This window comes from Nitrobacter sp. CN101, from assembly GCF_055390255.1.
In genome coordinates this window covers 2,911,352-2,931,468 of the sequence record NZ_AP038833.1, presented here as the reverse complement: position 1 = coordinate 2,931,468, position 20,117 = coordinate 2,911,352, and the positions used below count along the sequence as shown (strand labels likewise).

Annotated in this window: 18 protein-coding genes; 14 read left to right on the top strand and 4 right to left on the bottom strand. The window is 59.4% G+C overall.

The features are described from left to right. Nucleotides 1–22 precede the first annotated feature (22 nt). From sufB to ACZ5IL_RS14815, 6 genes are all read left to right on the top strand, one after another. On the top strand, nt 23–1,504 hold the full coding sequence (gene sufB, locus ACZ5IL_RS14840) for a Fe-S cluster assembly protein SufB (protein ID WP_464592610.1): 1,482 nt from the start codon (nt 23–25) through the stop codon (nt 1,502–1,504). Between the two features lie 143 nt (nt 1,505–1,647). Beyond that, on the top strand, nt 1,648–2,397 hold the full coding sequence (gene sufC / locus ACZ5IL_RS14835; RefSeq protein WP_079447019.1) for a Fe-S cluster assembly ATPase SufC: 750 nt from the start codon (nt 1,648–1,650) through the stop codon (nt 2,395–2,397). A 64-nt stretch (nt 2,398–2,461) separates the two neighbouring features. Further along, nucleotides 2,462–3,784, top strand: a complete 1,323-nt coding sequence (sufD, locus tag ACZ5IL_RS14830) for a Fe-S cluster assembly protein SufD (protein ID WP_464592608.1) — start codon at nt 2,462–2,464, stop codon at nt 3,782–3,784. A gap of 141 nt (nt 3,785–3,925) precedes the next feature. Then, complete coding sequence (locus ACZ5IL_RS14825; RefSeq protein ID WP_464592606.1) at nt 3,926–5,170, top strand: cysteine desulfurase; 1,245 nt, start codon at nt 3,926–3,928, stop codon at nt 5,168–5,170. Beyond that, nucleotides 5,167–5,547 (top strand): DUF59 domain-containing protein, encoded by a 381-nt coding sequence (locus tag ACZ5IL_RS14820; RefSeq protein ID WP_079446803.1) that lies wholly within the window; start codon nt 5,167–5,169, stop codon nt 5,545–5,547. The genes ACZ5IL_RS14825 and ACZ5IL_RS14820 overlap by 4 nt, the downstream gene beginning before the upstream one ends. 59 nt (nt 5,548–5,606) lie before the next feature. Then, the gene (locus ACZ5IL_RS14815; RefSeq protein WP_079446802.1) at nt 5,607–6,011 is read left to right on the top strand and encodes a HesB/IscA family protein; all 405 of its coding nucleotides are present in this window, start codon (nt 5,607–5,609) and stop codon (nt 6,009–6,011) included. Nucleotides 6,012–6,027: 16 nt separating this feature from the next. Here the strand turns inward: ACZ5IL_RS14815 and ACZ5IL_RS14810 are convergent, their stop codons facing one another. After that, on the bottom strand, nt 6,028–7,107 hold the full coding sequence (locus tag ACZ5IL_RS14810; protein ID WP_464592603.1) for a GGDEF domain-containing protein: 1,080 nt from the start codon (nt 7,105–7,107) through the stop codon (nt 6,028–6,030). 183 nt (nt 7,108–7,290) lie between these two features. Continuing rightward, nucleotides 7,291–8,742 carry a DEAD/DEAH box helicase gene (locus ACZ5IL_RS14805; protein ID WP_464592601.1) on the bottom strand — a complete coding sequence of 484 codons (1,452 nt, stop codon included), beginning with the start codon at nt 8,740–8,742 and terminating at the stop codon, nt 7,291–7,293. 538 nt (nt 8,743–9,280) lie between these two features. Between ACZ5IL_RS14805 and ACZ5IL_RS14800 the strand changes: the two genes are divergently transcribed. Then, on the top strand, nt 9,281–10,774 hold the full coding sequence (locus ACZ5IL_RS14800; protein ID WP_464592599.1) for a caspase family protein: 1,494 nt from the start codon (nt 9,281–9,283) through the stop codon (nt 10,772–10,774). Between the two features lie 90 nt (nt 10,775–10,864). On the opposite strand, the gene ACZ5IL_RS14795 is transcribed toward ACZ5IL_RS14800, so the two are convergent. Both ACZ5IL_RS14795 and parE read right to left on the bottom strand, forming a co-directional pair. Beyond that, nucleotides 10,865–11,269: a VOC family protein gene (locus ACZ5IL_RS14795; protein ID WP_309773068.1), complete on the bottom strand. Its 405-nt coding sequence runs from the start codon at nt 11,267–11,269 to the stop codon at nt 10,865–10,867. A gap of 93 nt (nt 11,270–11,362) precedes the next feature. After that, a complete protein-coding gene (gene parE, locus ACZ5IL_RS14790) occupies nt 11,363–13,420 on the bottom strand; it encodes a DNA topoisomerase IV subunit B (RefSeq protein ID WP_464592596.1) in 2,058 nt (685 codons plus the stop codon). A gap of 186 nt (nt 13,421–13,606) precedes the next feature. Here parE and ACZ5IL_RS14785 point away from each other — a divergent pair, with 186 nt between their 5' ends. From ACZ5IL_RS14785 to ACZ5IL_RS14755, 7 genes are all read left to right on the top strand, one after another. Beyond that, nucleotides 13,607–14,137 (top strand): DedA family protein, encoded by a 531-nt coding sequence (locus tag ACZ5IL_RS14785; RefSeq protein ID WP_464592594.1) that lies wholly within the window; start codon nt 13,607–13,609, stop codon nt 14,135–14,137. Between the two features lie 109 nt (nt 14,138–14,246). Then, the gene (gene argC / locus ACZ5IL_RS14780) at nt 14,247–15,245 is read left to right on the top strand and encodes an N-acetyl-gamma-glutamyl-phosphate reductase (protein WP_464592592.1); all 999 of its coding nucleotides are present in this window, start codon (nt 14,247–14,249) and stop codon (nt 15,243–15,245) included. 183 nt (nt 15,246–15,428) lie between these two features. Then, nucleotides 15,429–15,620, top strand: a complete 192-nt coding sequence (locus tag ACZ5IL_RS14775; RefSeq protein WP_464592590.1) for a hypothetical protein — start codon at nt 15,429–15,431, stop codon at nt 15,618–15,620. A gap of 141 nt (nt 15,621–15,761) precedes the next feature. After that, entirely contained in the window at nt 15,762–16,193 is a 432-nt protein-coding gene (locus ACZ5IL_RS14770) for a cupin domain-containing protein (protein WP_464592588.1), read from the top strand. 290 nt (nt 16,194–16,483) lie between these two features. Next, nucleotides 16,484–16,915, top strand: coding sequence for a CBS domain-containing protein (locus tag ACZ5IL_RS14765; RefSeq protein WP_464592586.1), 432 nt, complete (start codon nt 16,484–16,486; stop codon nt 16,913–16,915). A 292-nt stretch (nt 16,916–17,207) separates the two neighbouring features. Continuing rightward, nucleotides 17,208–19,742, top strand: coding sequence for an arylsulfatase (locus tag ACZ5IL_RS14760; protein WP_464592584.1), 2,535 nt, complete (start codon nt 17,208–17,210; stop codon nt 19,740–19,742). After that, on the top strand, nt 19,739–20,086 hold the full coding sequence (locus ACZ5IL_RS14755; RefSeq protein WP_464592582.1) for a hypothetical protein: 348 nt from the start codon (nt 19,739–19,741) through the stop codon (nt 20,084–20,086). Before ACZ5IL_RS14760 ends, ACZ5IL_RS14755 begins: the two co-directional genes overlap by 4 nt. Nucleotides 20,087–20,117: the final 31 nt, after the last annotated feature.

The window sequence follows — 20,117 nt, the reverse complement described above, 5'->3', positions numbered from 1 at the left end:
GAAACCGCGAGCGGAGGTAGGAATGGCAGCCGTACAAGAGACGGTCGATCGGGTTCGCCAGATCGACGTCGATCAATACCGGTATGGATTCGAGACGATCATCGAGTCCGAGAAGGCCCCTAAGGGACTGTCCGAAGACACCATCCGGTTTATTTCCGCAAAGAAAAACGAGCCCGAATGGATGCTGGAGTGGAGGCTTGAGGCCTACCGCCGCTGGCTCACCATGCAGGAGCCGACCTGGGCGCGGGTGGACTACCCGAAGATCGATTATCAGGATCTTTATTATTATTCCGCGCCGAAGCCGAAGAAAGAGATCGCCTCGCTCGACGAGATCGATCCGGAGATCCTGAAGACCTACGAGAAGCTTGGCATTCCCTTGCGCGAGGTCGAGGCGCTGGAAGGCGTTGTTCGCCCCGAGGGTGAGCGGAAAGTCGCGGTCGATGCCGTGTTCGACTCGGTCTCGGTGGCGACCACCTTCCAGGAGGAACTGAAGAAAGCCGGCGTGATCTTCATGCCGATCTCGCATGCTATTCAGCAGCATCCGGAATTGGTGAAGCAGTATCTCGGCAGCGTGGTGCCGACCTCCGACAATTTCTTCGCGACGCTGAATTCGGCGGTGTTTTCCGACGGCTCGTTCGTCTACATCCCGCCGGGCGTTCGTTGTCCGATGGAGCTGTCGACCTACTTCCGCATTAACGAGCGCAACACCGGCCAATTCGAGCGTACGCTTATCATCGCCGACAAGGGGGCCTATGTCAGCTATCTCGAGGGCTGCACGGCGCCGCAGCGCGACGAGAACCAGTTGCACGCCGCGGTCGTCGAACTGGTCGCGCTCGACGATGCCGAGATCAAGTATTCGACGGTGCAGAACTGGTACCCCGGCAATTCCGAGGGCAAGGGCGGCATCTTCAACTTCGTCACCAAGCGCGGCGACTGTCGCGGCGCTCATTCGAAGATCTCGTGGACCCAGGTCGAGACCGGCTCCGCCATCACCTGGAAATATCCGAGCTGCATCCTGCGCGGCGACAATTCGCGCGGCGAGTTTTATTCGATCGCGATCTCTAACGGCTACCAGCAGGTCGACAGCGGCACCAAGATGCTGCATCTCGGCAAGAATACCACGAGCCGGATCATCTCCAAGGGCATCGCGGCGGGCAAGTCGCAGAACACCTATCGCGGTCTCGTCACTGCGCACCGCAAGGCGACCAATGCGCGCAACTTCACCGCGTGCGACTCGCTTCTGATCGGCGACAAATGCGGCGCTCACACCGTGCCGTACATCGAGGCCAAGAATACCTCGGCGCTGTTCGAGCACGAGGCGACGACGTCGAAGATTTCGGAAGACGTGCTGTTCTATTGCGTCCAACGCGGACTGTCGCAGGAAGAGGCCGTCGGCCTCGTCGTCAATGGCTTCGTGAGAGACGTGCTGCAGCAGTTGCCGATGGAATTCGCGGTCGAGGCTCAGAAGTTGATCTCGATCTCGCTCGAAGGAAGTGTGGGTTAACCCACGTCACTGCGAGCTCGCTTCAAAGTCGGCTTTTGTGCCGGTTTTGCGCTGGACGAAGCGGTCCACCGATGGAAACGCCGGATTGCTTCGCCGCACGAGCACGCTCCTCGCGATGACGTAACGATAGCGAAGGATGAATGATGCCGTTGCTTGAAGTCAAAGACCTGCAGGTTCGTGTCGAGGAGCGTGAAATTCTTCACGGCCTGTCGCTGACTGTGAACAAGGGCGAAGTTCATGCGATCATGGGGCCGAACGGCTCCGGCAAATCGACGCTGAGCCATGTCATCGCGGGCAAGCCCGGCTACGAGGTTACCGGCGGTCAAATCCTGTTCAAGGGTGAGGATCTGCTGGAGATGGAGCCTGACGAGCGCGCCGCGAAAGGCGTCTTCCTGGCTTTTCAGTATCCGGTGGAAATCCCCGGTGTCGCCACCATGACCTTCCTGCGCACCGCGTTGAACGCGCAGCGCAAGGCCCGCGGCGAGAGCGAATATTCGACGCCGAATTTTCTGAAGAAGGTGCGTGACGTCGCCGCCTCCCTGAACATTCCGCAGGACATGCTGCGCCGAGGCATCAATGTCGGCTTTTCGGGCGGTGAAAAGAAGCGCAACGAAGTGCTGCAGATGGCACTCTTCGAGCCTAGCCTATGCATCCTCGACGAAATGGATTCCGGACTGGACATCGACGCGCTTCGCGTTGCGGCCGATGGCGTCAATGCGTTGCGATCACCGGATCGCGCCATGGTCGTCATCACGCACTACCAGCGGCTACTCAATTATATCGTGCCCGATTTCGTGCACGTGATGTCGAAGGGCCGTGTCGTGAAAAGCGGAAACAAGGACTTGGCGCTGGAACTGGAAGCGTCCGGATATGCACAATTCGAGGAAGCGTAGTTCGGACACGGCCTTCGGTTTCGGACGAGATCATTCGGAAAATACGATCTGAACGGATTTGATGATGGATGTTGCATTGGCAAAGCCGGCTACGGAACGCGCGACCAAGGAACTGTTTGCCGCGGCGCGTGACCGTTTGCCGGGATCCGGTCCGGTGAGCGAAGTGCGGCAGGTCGCATTCGACGATTTCGCTCGACGAGGTCTGCCGTATCGGCGCATTGAAGAATGGAAATACACCGACTTGCGCACACTGTTGCGCGAGATTGCGCCGCTTGCTGCCGCACCAGATCAGGCGGCATTGGCCCGCGCGGCCAAGGCTGTCATCGCGCGTGGCGCGAGCGCTATGCACAAGCTGGTGCTGGTTGACGGAGTATTCGTACCGCAACTATCCGATCAGGCGCCCGAAACTGGCCTTGAGGTGCGGGCGCTGCGTGACATTCTAGAGAGCAACGACGTTGCCGCTCGCGCCGATCTGCTGATCACCACCGCGGCATCCGATACCATGATTTCGCTCAACACCGCGATGGCCACCGATGGCGTTGTCATCGATGTGGCCGAAAATGCGAAACTGACCAAGCCGTTGCATATCGTCCATATCACCACCCAATCCAACACCGCGGCATTCACGCGTTCGTTGCTGCGGCTGGCAAATGGCGCACATGCCACGCTGGTTGAAAGTTTCGTCGCAGCCGAGGGTGCCGCTGCCTATCAGGCTCATGACTCGGTCGTGTTGTGGATTGGCGACGGCGCCGAACTGCAACATGTTCGCCTTGTCGAAGATGCCAATGATGCCGCTAACATCTCCACCGCGATCGTCACGATTGGCGCGAACGCACGTTTCAACTCCCTCAATCTCACGAGCGGCGCGGCGGTGAGCCGATATCAAGGCTTCATCAAGTTCACCGGTGAGGGATCCCACGCGGACGTGAACGGCGTCAATCTGCTCAATGGTCGCCAGCACGGCGATACGACGCTGGTATTGGATCATGCCGTACCACATTGCAGCAGCAACGAGGTGTTCCGCGCTGTCCTGGACGATCAGGCGCACTCGGTGTTTCAGGGCAAGATCATCGTGCGGCCCGATGCGCAAAAGACCGACGGCAAGATGATGACGCGGGCGTTGTTGCTATCCGATGGCGCCGAAGCCGACAACAAGCCCGAGCTTGAGATTTTCGCTGATGACGTCACCTGTGGTCATGGCGCGACAATCGGCGCACTCGACGAAAGCCTGCTGTTCTATCTGCGTGCACGCGGTCTTTCGGAAAAGGAAGCGCAGGCGCTTTTGATTCAAGCTTTTGTCGGCGAAGCGGTCGAATCCGTTGCCGATGATGGCTTGCGTGATGTTGTTATCGAGGCCGCCGAGCGGTGGCTCGCGGCAAGAGGGTGAATGGACAGGGTCTCGTATTGCTTTGCACCGCGAAAACCGGCGGACGCCAATTATCGCAAGCCGCAATGACGAGAGCGGCTCCTTTACACGGGAGCGGTTCAAGGCCCGACTCCGGAACGATGGATATGGACGTGGAGTGATATGACGCATCCGGCGGTTGCCAACGGTTCCTACGATGTCATGCGCGTGCGCGAGGATTTTCCGGCGCTGGCGATGAAGGTTTACGGCAAACCGCTGGTCTATCTCGACAACGCCGCCTCGGCGCAGAAGCCAAACGCCGTGCTCGACCGAATGACGGAGGCTTACAAGACTGAATATGCCAACGTCCATCGCGGGCTGCATTATCTCGCCAACGCCGCAACCGAAGCCTATGAAGGCGGCCGCGCGCGGGTCGCGCAGTTTTTGAACGCAAGACGGACCGAGGAAATCATCTTTACCCGTAATGCCAGCGAGGCGATCAACCTCGTGGCATCGTCATGGGGCGAGCCGAACATCAAGGCGGGCGACGAGATCGTGCTCTCTATCATGGAGCATCATTCCAACATCGTCCCATGGCATTTCTTGCGCGAACGCCACGGCGCCGTCATCAAGTGGGCTCCCGTCGACGACGACGGCAATTTCCTCATCGAGGAATTCGAGAAGCTTCTGTCGCCGAGGACGAAGCTCGTGGCGATTACGCAGATGTCGAACGCGCTCGGCACACTCGTTCCGGTCAAGGACGTTGTGAAGCTGGCTCATGCGCGCGGCATCCCGGTTCTGGTGGACGGGAGCCAGGCTGCGGTGCATCTTGCTATCGACGTGCAGGACATTGATTGCGACTTCTATGTCTTCACCGGCCACAAGCTCTACGGTCCGACCGGTATCGGCGCGCTGTATGCAAAGCATGATCATCTCGTCTCCATGCGCCCGTACAATGGCGGCGGCGAGATGATCCGTGAGGTCGCGCAGGATTGGGTCACCTACGGCGATCCGCCGCACAAGTTCGAGGCAGGCACGCCCGCGATCGTCGAGTCGATCGGGCTTGGCGCTGCAATCGATTACGTCAATTCGATCGGGAAGGCGCGCATCGCGGCGCACGAACACGATCTTCTGGCCTATGCCCAGGAGCGGCTGCGGGAGATCAACTCGCTGCGCATCATCGGCACTGCCCGCGATAAGGGGCCCGTGATCTCGTTCGAGATGAAGGGTGCGCATCCCCACGATGTTGCGACCGTGATCGACCGCGCCGGTATCGCGGTTCGCGCCGGAACGCATTGCGTGATGCCGCTTTTAGAGCGGTTCAACGTTTCGGCGACCTGCCGCGCCTCGTTCGGTATGTATAATACCCGCGAGGAAGTCGATCATCTGGCGCAAGCGCTGATCAAGGCACGGGAGTTGTTCTCATGAGCGACGTAGCCGAAATGGTTGTAAACAAGACCTGCCACATGCAGACCAGCTCAGCGCTGGCGCCGGATGAAACCGAGCGTATGGGCACGGGGATTGTGGCCGCGCTGAAAACCGTATTCGACCCGGAAATTCCGGCCGATATTTATGAACTCGGCCTGATCTACAAAGTCGACATCAAGGACGATCGCGCTGTCGACGTCGAGATGACGCTGACATCGCCGAGCTGTCCGTCGGCGGCTGAACTGCCGACCATGGTTGAAAACGCCGTCGCAAGCGTTCCCGGCGTTGGGGTGGTTAATGTCAGCATCGTCTGGGAACCTGTGTGGATGCCCGATCGGATGACCGACGAGGCTCGCCTCGTCCTGAATATGTGGTGACTATCTTACGCCCGTCCCGATGCTATGATCAGGCTTGAATCGCCGTCAGGATTGACCAGATGACAGACATGACGCCAAGCACACCAGCAGCCAAGCCGAAACCCCGGCCTCGTCCACAGGTCATGCGGTTGACTGACGCCGCCGCGGATCGGGTCAAGGAACTCGCGGCGCGAGCCGATTCGGAAATCGTCGGCCTTCGGGTCGGTATCAAGAACGGCGGGTGCGCCGGTCAATCCTACACCGTGGAGTACGCCCACGATATCAAGCCGACGGACGAAGTGGTTGAGGACAAGGGCGTCAAGATTCTTGTCGATCCCAAGGCTGTACTTTACCTGCTCGGCACCGAGATGGACTACAAGGCTGAAAAGATGCAAGCCCAGTTCGTCTTCAACAATCCGAACCAGGTTTCAGCCTGCGGGTGCGGTGAATCCGTGCAGCTCGCGCCAGCCAAAATCGACGGCTAGTCGATACTTAAGCGGTTTACAACGAACAATCGCGGTCGGTGTTTTTGGCGAGCGAAGAGGCGTCAGGCCACGCGATTTCGACGCCAGCGAAATACTCTGGATCAGTCTCGCAAACGGCACGGTTGCGGCCGTTGCGCTTGGCGGCGTACAAACAGGCATCGGCGCGTTCAATCAGTAAATCCGGGGTGTCGCCGCGGCGAAGCATCGAGACACCGATAGAGACCGTGACGCGACCCAGGATCTCACCAGTCGATTTTTTCTTCAATTCCTTGGCCATCACGGCGCGGCGAATATGGTCCGCGACCGCCAACGCCTGTTTCAGCGCGGTGCTTGGCAGCACAACCGCAAATTCTTCACCGCCGTAACGCGCGGTGATGTCCTGGCCCTTGATGGTCTGCTTCAATGACATTGCGACCAACCGCAGGACCTGGTCACCGGTCAGGTGTCCATAGTTATCGTTGAACAACTTGAAGTGGTCGATGTCGAACATCAGGAGTGACAGCGGCTTGTCTTCATTAGTCGCCCGCGCCACGGCATCCGCCACGGCTCGATCGAAATACTTGCGGTTGCCGAGACCGGTAAGAGGATCTGTCATGCTCTCGGCTCTGATGGCCTCAAGACTATGCTGAAGGTTGCTGATCTCGACCTTCGAGAGATCCAGCCGATCCTCCAGCGCCTTATTGGTTTCCTGCATCTCGCGGGTTGACTTCATCAGCGCCTCGATGACCGCTCTGACCTGCTCGCGGCTACCGGCAACGCCAAGTTTCTCGGCGGCGCTCTTCAGACTATCATCGAAACCAGCCGTCATGCCGAGCACGTCGGCGATGAGGGCCATCACGTCGTCGATCTCATTGATGACCCTCGCACCGAGCTTATCGATACGTTCGGTCGTCCTCATCGGAGAAAGATAGGTTTCGTAGATCTGTTCGAGGTCGGCCTCGCTCAGTGTGCCGTTGCGCGTCAGCGTCTCGTTAATGATCCTGCTGAGGGAGCGATTATATCCGGCAGCGTAGACGTACCAGATTTCGTAGTTGCGTGGGACCGCGGTCTGCCGCAACGACCGGATCTGGCCGAGCGCCACCTCGGCGAACGCCATGGTGCGTTCATGTTCGTCTAGCTCAACCACTGATGCGGCCCCGCCGACGATTCGTGCAATCGTCGTCTCAAAACGACAAAAAAATATAAAGAATATTGATTGAAGATAGCAGCAGCGGGTTTACGCCCGGTAAACGATGTTTTCAACGAGCCGGCCGGTGGAGAACCGCGCCGGCCGAAAGGCTCAGCCGCGGGCGCGGATCGGGCGGAGCAAAAACGCCGGCAGGTGTGAGTGGTCTCCCGGCTCGGAGATCGCTTCCCGGCGTGGTGCGGGCGTGCGTCCGATTGAAGGCGGCGACGGCGCGGCTAGGGATGCTGCGGCCGGCGCGGCAGGGGCCTCGTGCCTCTGGCGATCTCCGCTGGAACGGCGCGGTTTGCGGGCTTCGCGCTTTCCGCCGCGTGCATGACTCTCGCCGCCTTTATCGCGTGCCTGGCGGGATCGAGAAGGCTTTCCTGCAGCCGCTTCGCTGGCACCGGCTTCCGCGACTACTTCGTTCGCACCAGCATCGTAGCCGGGAAGGTCTGCCTTGGGTATAGCCTGACCGGTCAGCTTCTCGATGGCTGCGAGTGATTTGAAATCCGCGGGGCAGACGATCGTGATTGCGGTGCCGGCGCGACCGGCGCGGCCGGTGCGGCCAATGCGATGGACGTAATCGTCGGGATGGTGGGGGACATCGAAGTTGAGGACGTGGCTGACTTCGGGAATGTCGAGACCGCGGGCAGCTACGTCAGAAGCGACAAGCAGCGGCAGTTCCCCCTTGCGGAATTGATCGAGTGAAGCGGTCCGCGCCGACTGATCCATATCTCCGTGAAGGGCGCCGACGCTGAAGCCATGCTTCTGAAGCGATTTATAAACAATGGCGACGTCGCGCTTGCGGTTGCAAAAGATGATTGCGTTCTTGAGCTCCTTGGCTTCGCGCAACAGGTGGCGCAGTAGCTCACGCTTCTCGTGAGGTTCGCGGCTGCAACTGACCTGCGATTGCGTCACGGTCGCCGCCGTGGTTGCGGGCCTGGAGACCTCGATCTTTTCGGGATTGTGCAGAAAGGCGTCCGTGACGCGACGGATCTCGTTCGGCATCGTCGCCGTGAAGAAGAGAGTCTGCCGCGTGAACGGCACCAGCTTGCAGATGCGCTCAATGTCGGGAATGAAACCCATATCCAGCATCCGGTCGGCTTCATCGATCACCAATAGTTCGACGCCCGTGAGCAGCAGGCCGCCGCGTTCGGTGTGATCGAGCAGGCGGCCCGGAGTTGCGATCAGCACATCGACGCCGCGGGTCAGCTTCAAATCCTGATCGCCGAAGGAAACGCCGCCGATCAGGAGCGCCACATTGAGTTTCTGGCCAGCGCCATACTTGTCGAACTGCTCCTTCACCTGAGCGGCGAGTTCGCGTGTCGGCTCTAGGATCAGCGTGCGGGGCATTCGCGCCCGGGCACGGCCCTTCTCCAGCAATGTAAGCATGGGCAGGACGAAGGCGGCGGTCTTGCCGGTGCCGGTCTGAGCGATGCCAAGGACATCGCGACGCGCAAGCACGTGGGGTATAGCCTGGTCCTGAATGGGGGTAGGGGAGGTATAACCTGCGGCCGCAACAGCGGCGAGCACCTTGTCGGACAAACCGAGATGAGAAAAAGACATTGAGCCTCTAGTGCGGTGTTCAGAAGTTCTCTTCAGAAGTGCGGCAGATTCATCAAGAGAACTTCTGAACCAAACCGCACTAGCATACTTCGTTTTCGAGCGTCCTCTCGAATACAAAGCTCGCTCGTCACCCGCGTCCATGCAGGGCGAACTTCGTATTCAGGACGCTCGCCGAAACCGCCGTTCGGAATCGAAGGTAAAAGGCTGTCGCGCTCAACCCCTTAACGGCGTGCTCTTAAAAGCGAAGGGGGCTCTGACTTACGCTGACGGGCGGCTCACCGGGAAATCGTGTTCGGATCCCGGGCCGCGTTGGCCGGAACATAGGGGCGAACCAGCCAAAGTCAATGCGGAAATGGCGAAATGCCGAAAAACCTTAATGTTTTTGCCTAATTCGGGCGGAGATTTTCGGCAGGTGGAGTTTTTGCGGTCGGCAAAGCAGCCGGCAACCGGGATGAACCGCGGTCGATATTTGGCCGACTATGGCATAATCCAATTTGCGCGCGGTGATCGCTGAAACACGGGATATGGGAAAGTTGGAATGAGGGGCATTTCGGTCGAACGCGCGGCGCTGTTGGGCATTGCATCCGCGTTCCTGATGCTCGCAAACCCCGCGCTGGCCGCAAAGCGTATCGCACTCGTGATCGGCAACAACGACTACAAGAACGTTTCGAAACTTCAGAAGGCCGTCAACGACGCCCGCACCATGGGTGACACGTTGAGACAACTCGGCTTCAGTGTGATGGTGGCGGAAAACCAGACCCGTCAGGCATTCAGCCAGACGCTGCTGGCGTTCGATCAGCAGATCGAGGCTGGCGACACCGCATTCTTCTTCTACGCCGGTCACGGCTTCGAAATCGCCGGCCAGAATTATCTGCTACCGACCGATGTTCCGGCCGCCACCGAAGGGCAGGAGGAACTAGTCCGTGATGCTTCGATCCTCGCCGACCGCATCGTTGAGAGGTTGCAGAACAGGAAGGCCCGCACATCGGTTTTGGTGTTCGATGCCTGCCGCAACAATCCGTTCGAGCGCAAGGGCACGCGCGCGGTTGCCGGCGGCGCAGGACTCGCACCGATGACCGAACTGCCGGAAGGCGTGTTCTCGGTGTTTTCGGCCGGCCCCCGCCAGACGGCGCTCGATCGCCTGTCGGACAACGACAGCAATCCGAACTCGGTATTCACCCGCATCTTCGCGAAGGAATTGGTGCAGCCCGGAGAGACCATGGTGCAGGTGGCGCAGCGCACCCGCCGTACCGTCAGTGAAATGGCCGAGACGGTGCGGCACAAGCAAGTGCCGGTCTATTTCGATCAGATGGTCGACGATGTCTTTCTGAACGGTCCTGCCAAAGCAGAGCCGCCGACGGCGCACGCCGAGCCTGCCCAGAAGGTTGCAGCGCTACCCGTCGCACCGCTCAAGCCGCCGTCCAACGAAGCGGTCAACGCGCCGATTGCAAATTTCTCGCGCCACAACGGCGGGTGGACCGTCGTGTTCTCGATCGCCGATCCCGCGCTCGGGATTTCCTGGCGCATGGGTGACAGCGACCAGTTCAAGGAAACCGGCTTTCTCGATACGCTCGATCCACGAACCCGAAAGCGCATGCCAAATCCTGCGATCGAGCTTGCCGCCGACGCGCCGGCCGCGACAATCCAGATGCGCTATGTCGATGCCAACGGCGAAGTGCAGGGACCATTTCCGATCCGGTTTGATCCGGATGCCGCATTGGTCCGCGATCAGCGGAAAATCCTCGACATGACTGCCACGAGCTGGTTGTCGTTTCGTCAGTTTAATGGGCTACTCGTCTATTACACCCACCTGATGTCATATCGCTGCGCGATCCGCGAGGTGAGGATCGGAATCGACTCGTCGGTGCCGGATCGAGCGCTCAAGATGCCGCCCTGCGATCCGCTCGATCCCGTCGCAATCCCGCATGACGCCACGCCATATTTGAAGCTGCCGCCTGCAACGAAAACCATATCGGTTGAATTGACCTATCGCGACGGTAGCGTATCGGAGATCAAAAGTTTCCGTCGCTGATTTCTCGACTCGAAGGACTCCGCCGACTGTCATAGCGGCGCTGCGCATGGCTTCCGACCTCACAAGAGGATCGAGCCCGGTCTCCGGCCGTCAATTAACCCACGGATTATAAGTGCCAATGCTCCAGACTTGGCCCTCAGGATCGCGGCAGGTGAAGTCGCGCCCTCCATAGTCTTTGTCGGAAATCTCGAGAACGATGATGGCGCCGTTGGCCTTGGCCCTGGCATAAACGGAGTCGGCATCCGGCACCACGATGTAGGCACTCTGAGTCACCAGGTGATTGGTCGTGGCCGGCTTCTGAACCTTGGCGAAATCGTCGTCGCGCGCCGAGCCCAGCATGATCATGCCATCGCCTAGCGACAGTTCGGCATGGACAACACCGCCGTTGCCATCGTCATGAACGGCTTTGCGGATAAAGCCGAAGGTATCGCACAGCCAATCGATCATTTTGTGTGGATCACGATAACGCATCGCGGGAATCACGGGTGAACTCATTGCCTAGCCTCCTTGCAGTTGAGGTCTCCCTGAATAAGACCGCAACTTGCCGCCAGAATCCAGACAACTAGTTAGCGTACCCCGTGATAATGCTTAAACGTCCAGCATATCCTCGCTGGCGAATTCCGCCTTGTCGGAGATGAAGGCGAAACGCGCCTCCGCCTTGGTGCCCATCAATCGCTCGACCGAATCCGCCGTATCCTCGCGATCGTCCGCCAGCAGCATCACGCGCAACATTGCGCGCTTCGCCGGGTCCATAGTGGTTTCCTTGAGCTGCGCCGGCATCATCTCGCCGAGCCCTTTGAAGCGGCCGACATCGACCTTGGCGTTGGCGTTGAACTCGCTCTTGAGCAGCGCATCCTTGTGGGCATCGTCGCGGGCGTAGACCGTCTTGCTGCCGTGGGTCAGGCGATAGAGCGGCGGCACAGCAAGATACAAATGACCCTCGTCGATCAGGTGCGGCATCTGCCGATAGAAGAACGTAATCAGCAGCGATGCGATATGCGCGCCATCGACGTCGGCGTCCGTCATGATGATGACTCGCGAGTAGCGCAAGTCCTCCTCGCGATAATTGGTCCCAGTGCCACAGCCCAGCGCCTGGATTAAGTCAGCCAATTGAGCGTTAGCGACGACCTTGTCTTTGGTCGCCGATGCCACGTTGAGGATTTTGCCGCGTAGGGGAAGCACGGCCTGCGTCTTGCGGTCGCGCGCCTGCTTCGCGCTGCCGCCGGCCGAGTCGCCTTCGACGATGAACAGTTCCGAACCTTCGGTCGCGGTATTGGTGCAATCGGCAAGCTTGCCGGGCAGGCGCAGCTTCTTCACGGCGCTCTTGCGCGAGGTTTCCTTCTCCGCACGACGGCGTAACCGTTCGTCCGCTCGCTCGATCACAAAATCGAGCAGCTTGTTGGCCTGCACGGGATTGCCGGACAACCAATGATCGAACGGATCCTTGATCGCCTGCTCGACGATCCGCGAGGCTTCGGCGGTGGCAAGGCGGTCCTTGGTCTGGCCCTGAAACTCCGGTTCACGCACGAACACGCTCAGCATCACGGCCGCCCCGACCATCACATCTTCAGAGGTGATTGGCGCGGCGCGCTTGCCGAGGCCGACACGTTCGGCATGATCCCTCAGTCCACGCAGCAGCGCGCTGCGTAAACCGGACTCGTGGGTGCCGCCGTCAGGTGTCGGCACCGTGTTGCAGTAGGAGGACAGGAAGCCGTCGGCGTCCGCGGTCCACGCCACCGCCCATTCGCAAGCGCCGTGCGCGCCGTTGCGTCCGGACTTGCCCGAGAAGATGTCGGGATGAACCAGGGTATCCTTGTGGATCGCGGCGGCGAGATAGTCTTTCAGGCCGCTGGGGAAGTGAAAGGTCGCTTCCGCCGGGACGTCATCGACGCCCTTGAGCAGGTCCGGCGCGCAACGCCAGCGGATTTCAACGCCCCCGAACAGATACGCCTTCGAGCGCGTCATTTTGAACAGGCGCTGCGGCTTGAACGCGGCCTTTGCACCAAAAATTTCGGTGTCCGGCTTAAAGCGGATGGTGGTGCCGCGGCGGTTGGCTATCCTGCCAAGGTCTTCGAGCTTGCCCCGAGGGTGACCGCGCTCGAAGGTCATCTTGTACAGATTTTGGCTGCGCGCCACTTCCACCTCAAGGAGCGAAGAGAGGGCGTTGACCACGGAGACGCCGACGCCGTGTAGGCCGCCAGAGGTTTCATAAACTTTGGAGTCGAACTTGCCGCCCGAATGCAGCGTGCACATGATGACTTCGAGTGCAGACTTCTTTGGGAACTTGGGGTGTGGGTCGATCGGGATGCCGCGCCCGTTGTCGGTGACGGTAAGGAAGCCGTCGGCGTCCAGTTCGACGACGATAAAGGTCGCGTGGCCGGCCAACGCCTCATCCATGGCGTTGTCGATCACCTCCGCGAACAGATGGTGCAGTGCCTTTTCGTCAGTCCCGCCGATGTACATTCCGGGGCGGCGGCGGACCGGCTCAAGCCCCTCCAGCACCTCGATGTCAGCGGCGGTGTAGCCGGCCTCAGCTCCCGATACCGGAGTTGAAGCTCGGGCGGGGACGCGGCCCTTGACGTCCGAAGCCGCGAAAAGATCGTCAGACTTCTTCTTATTAACGTTCGATTTCAGTGACTTGGCCATAATTATTCAGATACTGTGTACGGCTGCGTATGAAAGAATCGGCTGCGCCGACTATGCCATGGTGGTTTCGTGCCGTCCGCGTCTTTGTGACTTGAAGTCGCCGGACGGGGGTGGCTTACCTGTGGCGGATCTGGCGGGGAAGAGGTTTCCTGGCTGCATTTGAGATTTGGCGAGAGGCGCTGTGGAATGGAAAACGTCGCACGTGGCCTGGTCGACTTCGTGCGCGATCATCAGGTTTGGGCTGCCGCTGTCGTTCTGGTGCTTGCTTTCGGCGAATCGCTTGCCTTCATTTCGCTGCTGGTCCCGGCGTGGGGCGTGTTGGTGGCTATCGGCGCGATGATGGGGCCTGGTCAGATCAATTTCTGGCCGGTGTGGGTAGCTGGGGCGGTCGGCGCGGCGCTCGGCGACTGGCTGTCCTATTGGATCGGCTTCACCTTCAAGGAACAGGTCGCTTCGATCTGGCCGCTGTCGCGGCATCCTGGCCTTCTGCCCCGAGGCGTGGCCTTGGTTGAGAAATGGGGTGTCCCATCGATTTATATCGGGCGGTTCTTCGGACCGCTGCGCGCTACCGTGCCACTCGCCGCAGGCATCTTTGAAATGCCGTCCTTGCGATTTCAGTTCGCCAACTGGACATCGGCGCTGATCTGGTCGGCGGTGCTGCTGCTGTTCGGTGATCTGATTTCACGGATCGTCGAATGGGTCTGGAGCGTGATCTGAGTCTGAGCAGCCTCCGCTCTGACGAACGGAGAACCGGCTGTCGCGCAACCACCACAACTGGGTTACAAGCCGCAGACGCGAGCGCGCTCGCGGATGCTAGGATAATGTCATGACCGGCGCAGATACCAGGATGAAAAGCACCGCTTCAAGCGGCGATACGACGAGCAGACCGACAGTGTTCGTCGATGGCGCCTCGGGAACGACTGGCCTTGAAATCCGTCAACGGCTTGATCGGCAAGGCGACGTCAGCGCCAAAAGCCTCCCTGAGGACAAGCGGAAGGATCCGGCCGCCAAGCGCGCGCTCATGGCGGAAGTCGATCTGGTCATCCTCTGTTTGCCCGACGACGCGGCGAAGGAAACTGTCGCATTAATCGACGACATGGGTGCTGACGCGCCGAAAGTCCTGGACGCCTCGACCGCCTTCCGCGTCGCGCCGGACTGGACCTACGGTTTTCCGGAACTGACGCCGGATCAGGCGGACAGGATCAAGGCGGCGCGCAAGGTTGCGAACCCCGGCTGCTATCCGACCGGATCGATTGCGTTGCTACGGCCGCTGACCGATGCCGGCCTGATCCCACGGGACTATCCCGTCACCATCAATGCGGTGAGCGGATATTCCGGCGGCGGCAAATCGATGATCGAGAGTTTCGAGAAGGGAACCGCACCGGCATTCGAACTCTATGGACTCGGCTTCGAGCACAAGCACCTGCCGGAAACGCAGAAATACGCGAACCTGACGCGGCGGCCGATTTTCGCACCATCGGTCGGCGACTACCGGCAGGGTATGCTGGTGTCGATCCCGCTGCACCTCGACACGCTGCCGGGACAACCCGATGGCGCGGCACTCCATGCGGTGCTGGCGAAGCGTTACGCCGGCAGCACCTATGTTTCGGTAATGCCGCTCGACAACGCCACGACGAAAAGCGGGCGGATCGAACCGGAAGCGCTGAATGGCAGCAACAGGCTCGAACTCCATGTCTTCGCCAGCGACAAGCACCGGCAGGCTGTTCTGGTTGCGCGGCTCGACAATCTCGGCAAGGGCGCATCCGGCGCGGCGGTGCAGAACATGCGGCTGATGCTCGGGCTGAAGGATGACGGGCTGGATTGAAGCACCGTGAGGATGGTTCTTCGAGGTATTCGGCGCAATGCGGACAATCTGTGCGGCTCTGTTGATCGGCCTTAGCCTTTACGCATTTGTTTTGCCGGGCCTCATCATCCTCACTTTCCAGAGGGCTATTATGAGCCGCTGCGGGTTCCGCAGTATCGCTGATCACAAAGCCGGGAAATCTCAATGAACAAGTTCGTCAAGTTCACCGAAGCCTCCACAAGCCATGAAATCTTCGTCAACGTGACTCATATCATCGCGGTTACCCCGACTTCAGCAGACCGAACGCAAACGTGGATTCACACGGCAAACCCTCAAAATCCGACGTTCACGATCGACGAGAACGTCGACGCAGTGATGCAGAAGCTAGGCGGTTAGCCTTCTCCCTGCGCACCGGACAATCCTACGGCTGCTGTTTTCGATTTTTAGGAAGGCAGCAACCCGTGTTGGCTGAATCGACCATGGTTTCGAATTCTGTGGTAAGCTACGTCCGGTCGGTTGGCTTGTGGGAGATTGCAAATGCCAGGATCATCCGACGCGGTGAGAGTGATCCAGCCCGGCAAGACCTATGTCGGCAAGCAGGGCTTTACCTACGGAGCCGGCGTATCGAAGGAGACGGCTGGAACAAAGCAGGTCTGTTTGAATGTGCTGCCCATGCCTCCGGGTGCCAAGGCGAAGGTCCATTACCACAAGGGCATCGAGACGATTGCTTACCTTTTGGAAGGTGAATGCGCCGTCTACTATGGCGACAAACTTGAGCATCGTCTCGTCGTCAAGGCTGAGGACCAGGTCTATATGCCTGAGGATGTTCCGCATGCTCCATCCAATGAGAGCGGAGCGCCGTGCAAGTGGCTTGTCGTGCATTCATCCGGTAGCGATCAGGACGGCATCGTCCTGCTACCAGAACTTGATGCAATATTGGCGCAGAGGCTGGGCGCGACAGCGTCGTAAGTCATAAATTCGTGCTTCTGCTGTTCGTCCTTTGGGACTGCTGTCCAACTCTGAAATCTCCTTTCCTCGGGGCAGACCAGAAGCGGCGAGTGGGCGCCCAAAGCGGCGCTTTTGACCCGAACCGATCACGCATCAGTTAGACAACGATTGATCGGTTCCACGATACCAGATGCTGACTGCTTCCCGCCATTATGATATATTAGGTCAATGCATCCCAATCGCGGGAGCGTGACCGGCACTGCCACGCAAAATCAATGCGATAGGCGTTGAGCCGCACGATGGAGGAAGCTATGTCCATCGAAAGCATTCTGAGGCGGAAGGGCCCTGACGTCACAACAATAGGTCCGGAAGCCAATATCAAGAGCGCGGCGGGCTGGCTCCGCGCAAAAAATATTGGCGCTCTCGTGGTGACGAGTGGAAACGCAATTCTTGGCCTTATTTCCGAACGTGAAATCGTTGACGCATTTTTTCGGTACGGCGAGGCAGCCGGGTCGATGCGTGTGAAGGAAGTCATGCAGCACGGTGTGACCACCGTGTCCCCGGACGAAAGCGTCACTCGCGTGATGAAACTGATGACGCACCAACGCGTGCGACACTTGCCGGTAGTTCTTGGCGGCAAGCTAGCCGGCATCGTCAGCATCGGCGATGTAATCAAGTATCGGCTGGAGGAGCTGGAGCTTGAGGCGAACGTCCTACGTGATGCCTACAGCATCTCGCGTTGACGGCTCAAGCATCGTCTCACAAGCGTTCCCCGTGTTTGATCTTGTTCCAATTTGAACGAGGGCCCACTTGCTTGGGCTTGGCGTGCATGCTCGCGCGCACCTTGGGATGCCCGCTATTGGTGGCCCATCGGGCGCAAGCGGGTCATCTCACGAGCGCACGCGGACGTAGCTGTCCGGCGCATCCTCGATCGGCGGCTGGCGCTGATCCCTCCTCAATTTGTGCTTTGATCTAAGTCAACATCGGCAAGTTGGGTGCATTCAGGCTTTCTTTTTTGAGCCGCGGAGGCATTCAATGAAACTCAGTAGTTTGCTTGCAGGCGCGAGTCTTTTCGTCCTGAGTTCTGTCTCGGCATTTGCTCAGCAGGTCACGGCTACTCCAGGTTCACCCGGTGCCACGACCACCATCGACGGGAAGCAGCTTCCACCGCCCCCGCCAGCATTCGGCGGGATGATCAAGGAGAAGGCCTCGGAGTCAACCGCCTGGTGGGCGCCCCGTGTCGTGCCGCCGAAGGGCGCTCCCAACGTGTTGCTCATCATGACAGACGACCAGGGTTTCGGGGCACCGAGCACCTTCGGCGGTGTTATTCCCACACCCGCAATGGATCGCATCGCTGCGCAGGGCCTTCGGTATACCAATTTCCATTCGACCTCGCTGTGCTCACCGACGCGGGCGGCCCTTATCACCGGCCGCAATCATCATTCTGTCGGCTTCGGGGTGGTCGGTGAAATATCGACGGGATTCCCAGGTTACGACTCGATCATTCCAATCGAGAAGGGCACCATCGGCACCATCCTGAAAGCGAACGGGTACGCGACCTCGTGGTTCGGCAAGGACCACAACACACCCTCGTTCCAGTCGAGCCAGGCAGGGCCCTTCAATCAATGGCCTAACGGCATGGGCTTCGAGTATTTCTATGGTTTTGTCGGCGGTGACGCCAGCCAGTGGCAGCCGAACCTGTTCCGCAACACCACGGCGATCTATCCTTTCCAGGGCAATCCCAGTTGGAATCTGGAAACCGCCATGGCCGACGAGGCCATCCAGCACATCAAGCAACTCAAGGAGATTGCGCCGGACAAGCCGTTCTTTGTCTATTACGTGCCGGGCGCAACCCACGCGCCACATCACCCGACACCGGAGTGGATCGAGAAGATCGGCGGTATGCACCTATTCGATGACGGCTGGAACAAAGTGCGCGAGAAAATCTTCGCCAGTCAGAAACGCCTGGGCATTATGCCGGAAAATGCCAAGCTGACGCCGTGGCCGAAGGAATTGCCGCAATGGGACTCGCTCGGTTCGCTGGAGAAGAAACTCTTCATCAAGCAGGCCGATGTCTATGGGGCTTACCTCGCTTACGCAGACCATGAGATCGGCCGCGTCATCCAGGCCATCGAAGATCTCGGAGAGCTGAACAACACCTTGATCATCTATATCGGCGGTGACAACGGCGCGAGCGCCGAAGGCATGATCAACGGTACGCCGAACGAATTCACGACCTTCAATGGTGTCCCGGTGCCGGTGAAGGCTCAGTACCTCTGGTACTCGTTCTGGGGCTCGGACAAGACTTTCCCGCATTTTGCTGCGCCGTGGGCCTGGGCGATGGACACTCCATTCAAGTGGGTCAAGCAGGTGCCGTCGCATTTTGGCGGGACCACCCAAGGCGTCGTCATGTCCTGGCCTGGCCATATCAAAGATGCCGGAGCTATCCGTCGCCAATTCCATCATGTCATCGACATCGCTCCAACCATCCTCGAAGCGACCGGCATTTCGCAACCTGATACGATCGACGGTATCAAACAGAGCCCCATGGAAGGGGTGAGTATGGCGTACACATGGGACAGCGCTAACGTCGACGCCAAGACGACGCACACGACCCAATATTTCGAGATGCTCGGTAATCGCGCCATCTATCATGATGGATGGATTGCGGCCACGACGCCGATCACGCTTCCATGGGCGTTAAGCAGCGCGCCTCCACCGGATGTAATCACAGGGTACAAATGGGAGCTATATAACGTCCAGGAAGATCCTACCCAGTTCAAGGATCTAGCCGCCGAGCTGCCGGACAAAGTCAAGGAGCTGCAAGCTATCTTCGATGTCGAGGCGAAGAAGTACAACGTGCTGCCGCTCGATAACACGACGCTCGCGCGTTGGAATACGCCGCGTCCAAGCCTGACGGCAGGGCAGACGGTATTCACCTATTCGGGCGAACTGACCGGTGTGCCGGCAAGCGCTGCGCCGAGCATCCTCAACAAGTCCTATACCATCACCGCCGAGATCGAGATTCCCGAGGGCGGCGCTGAAGGCATGATCGTCACCGAAGGCGGACGTTTCGGCGGCTATGGGCTGTTTCTGAGCAAGGGTGTGGCGGGCTTTCGGCGGGGCAAGCCTGTGTTCCTCTACAACCTTCTCAACCTGAAACGCACGATCTGGTCGGGACCGGAATTGAGCGCGGGCAAGCACACCATCGTTTTCGACTTCAAGCCCGATGGGCCGGGATTGGGGAAGGGTGGCACGGGCGTACTTTCAGTTGACGGCAAGGAAGTAGACCGGAAATCCATTGAACACGGCACGCCTGTCACGTTTCCGGAGGACGAGACCTTCGACGTCGGCCAGGACACCCGCACCGGTGTCGCAATGCTCGAGTATCGCTACGATACTCCGTTCAAGTTCAGGGGCAAGATCAACAAGCTGACGTTCAAGCTCGGACCAGTGCTGAAGGATCCGGCGCAAGCCAAGGCAGAGCTCGGACCAATGCCGGCGCCGGAGCCGGATTCCATTGACGAGGCGAAGCCTCAAAAACCATCCGCGAACGTTGGAAAGAAATGAAAGGCGCATTGGCGTTCGCTGCCGTGAGCGAAGCTGCAACGGGACTAGCACTGCTGATCGCCCCGTCGCTGGTGGGCCAGTTGTTGCTGGGCGAGCAGCTTTCCGGTGTCGCAACGCCGGTCGCGCGTGTCGCCGGCATTGCGCTGATTGCCTTGGGGATCGCCTGCTGGCCAAGGTGGCCGCCACGCGCGGGCATGTTGATCTACAGTGGAGCCGTCGCCCTATATTTGGCTTACCTCGGTTTCGCAGGCGGATCGAACGGCGTCCTTCTGTGGCCGGCAGTCATCCTTCATCTCATACTGACCGCTCTCTTGATGCGTGGCCCGCAAAGCCGCGACTTATAGCGTTTTCGAGCGAAGTGAAATCCGGTTCGCG

What these genes read in the sequence shown, in the direction of transcription:
- ACZ5IL_RS14805 (WP_464592601.1), bottom strand. Translation starts at nt 8,742, where the DNA reads ATGTCTTTTTCTCATCTCGGTTTGTCCGACAAGGTGCTCGCCGCTGTT.
- sufB (WP_464592610.1), top strand. Translation starts at nt 23, where the DNA reads ATGGCAGCCGTACAAGAGACGGTCGATCGGGTTCGCCAGATCGACGTC.
- ACZ5IL_RS14760 (WP_464592584.1), top strand. Translation starts at nt 17,208, where the DNA reads ATGAAACTCAGTAGTTTGCTTGCAGGCGCGAGTCTTTTCGTCCTGAGT.
- ACZ5IL_RS14770 (WP_464592588.1), top strand. Translation starts at nt 15,762, where the DNA reads ATGCCAGGATCATCCGACGCGGTGAGAGTGATCCAGCCCGGCAAGACC.
- ACZ5IL_RS14825 (WP_464592606.1), top strand. Translation starts at nt 3,926, where the DNA reads ATGACGCATCCGGCGGTTGCCAACGGTTCCTACGATGTCATGCGCGTG.
- ACZ5IL_RS14820 (WP_079446803.1), top strand. Translation starts at nt 5,167, where the DNA reads ATGAGCGACGTAGCCGAAATGGTTGTAAACAAGACCTGCCACATGCAG.
- ACZ5IL_RS14800 (WP_464592599.1), top strand. Translation starts at nt 9,281, where the DNA reads ATGAGGGGCATTTCGGTCGAACGCGCGGCGCTGTTGGGCATTGCATCC.
- parE (WP_464592596.1), bottom strand. Translation starts at nt 13,420, where the DNA reads ATGGCCAAGTCACTGAAATCGAACGTTAATAAGAAGAAGTCTGACGAT.
- ACZ5IL_RS14810 (WP_464592603.1), bottom strand. Translation starts at nt 7,107, where the DNA reads ATGGCGTTCGCCGAGGTGGCGCTCGGCCAGATCCGGTCGTTGCGGCAG.
- argC (WP_464592592.1), top strand. Translation starts at nt 14,247, where the DNA reads ATGACCGGCGCAGATACCAGGATGAAAAGCACCGCTTCAAGCGGCGAT.
- ACZ5IL_RS14785 (WP_464592594.1), top strand. Translation starts at nt 13,607, where the DNA reads ATGGAAAACGTCGCACGTGGCCTGGTCGACTTCGTGCGCGATCATCAG.
- sufC (WP_079447019.1), top strand. Translation starts at nt 1,648, where the DNA reads ATGCCGTTGCTTGAAGTCAAAGACCTGCAGGTTCGTGTCGAGGAGCGT.
- ACZ5IL_RS14775 (WP_464592590.1), top strand. Translation starts at nt 15,429, where the DNA reads ATGAACAAGTTCGTCAAGTTCACCGAAGCCTCCACAAGCCATGAAATC.
- sufD (WP_464592608.1), top strand. Translation starts at nt 2,462, where the DNA reads ATGGATGTTGCATTGGCAAAGCCGGCTACGGAACGCGCGACCAAGGAA.
- ACZ5IL_RS14765 (WP_464592586.1), top strand. Translation starts at nt 16,484, where the DNA reads ATGTCCATCGAAAGCATTCTGAGGCGGAAGGGCCCTGACGTCACAACA.
- ACZ5IL_RS14815 (WP_079446802.1), top strand. Translation starts at nt 5,607, where the DNA reads ATGACAGACATGACGCCAAGCACACCAGCAGCCAAGCCGAAACCCCGG.
- ACZ5IL_RS14795 (WP_309773068.1), bottom strand. Translation starts at nt 11,269, where the DNA reads ATGAGTTCACCCGTGATTCCCGCGATGCGTTATCGTGATCCACACAAA.
- ACZ5IL_RS14755 (WP_464592582.1), top strand. Translation starts at nt 19,739, where the DNA reads ATGAAAGGCGCATTGGCGTTCGCTGCCGTGAGCGAAGCTGCAACGGGA.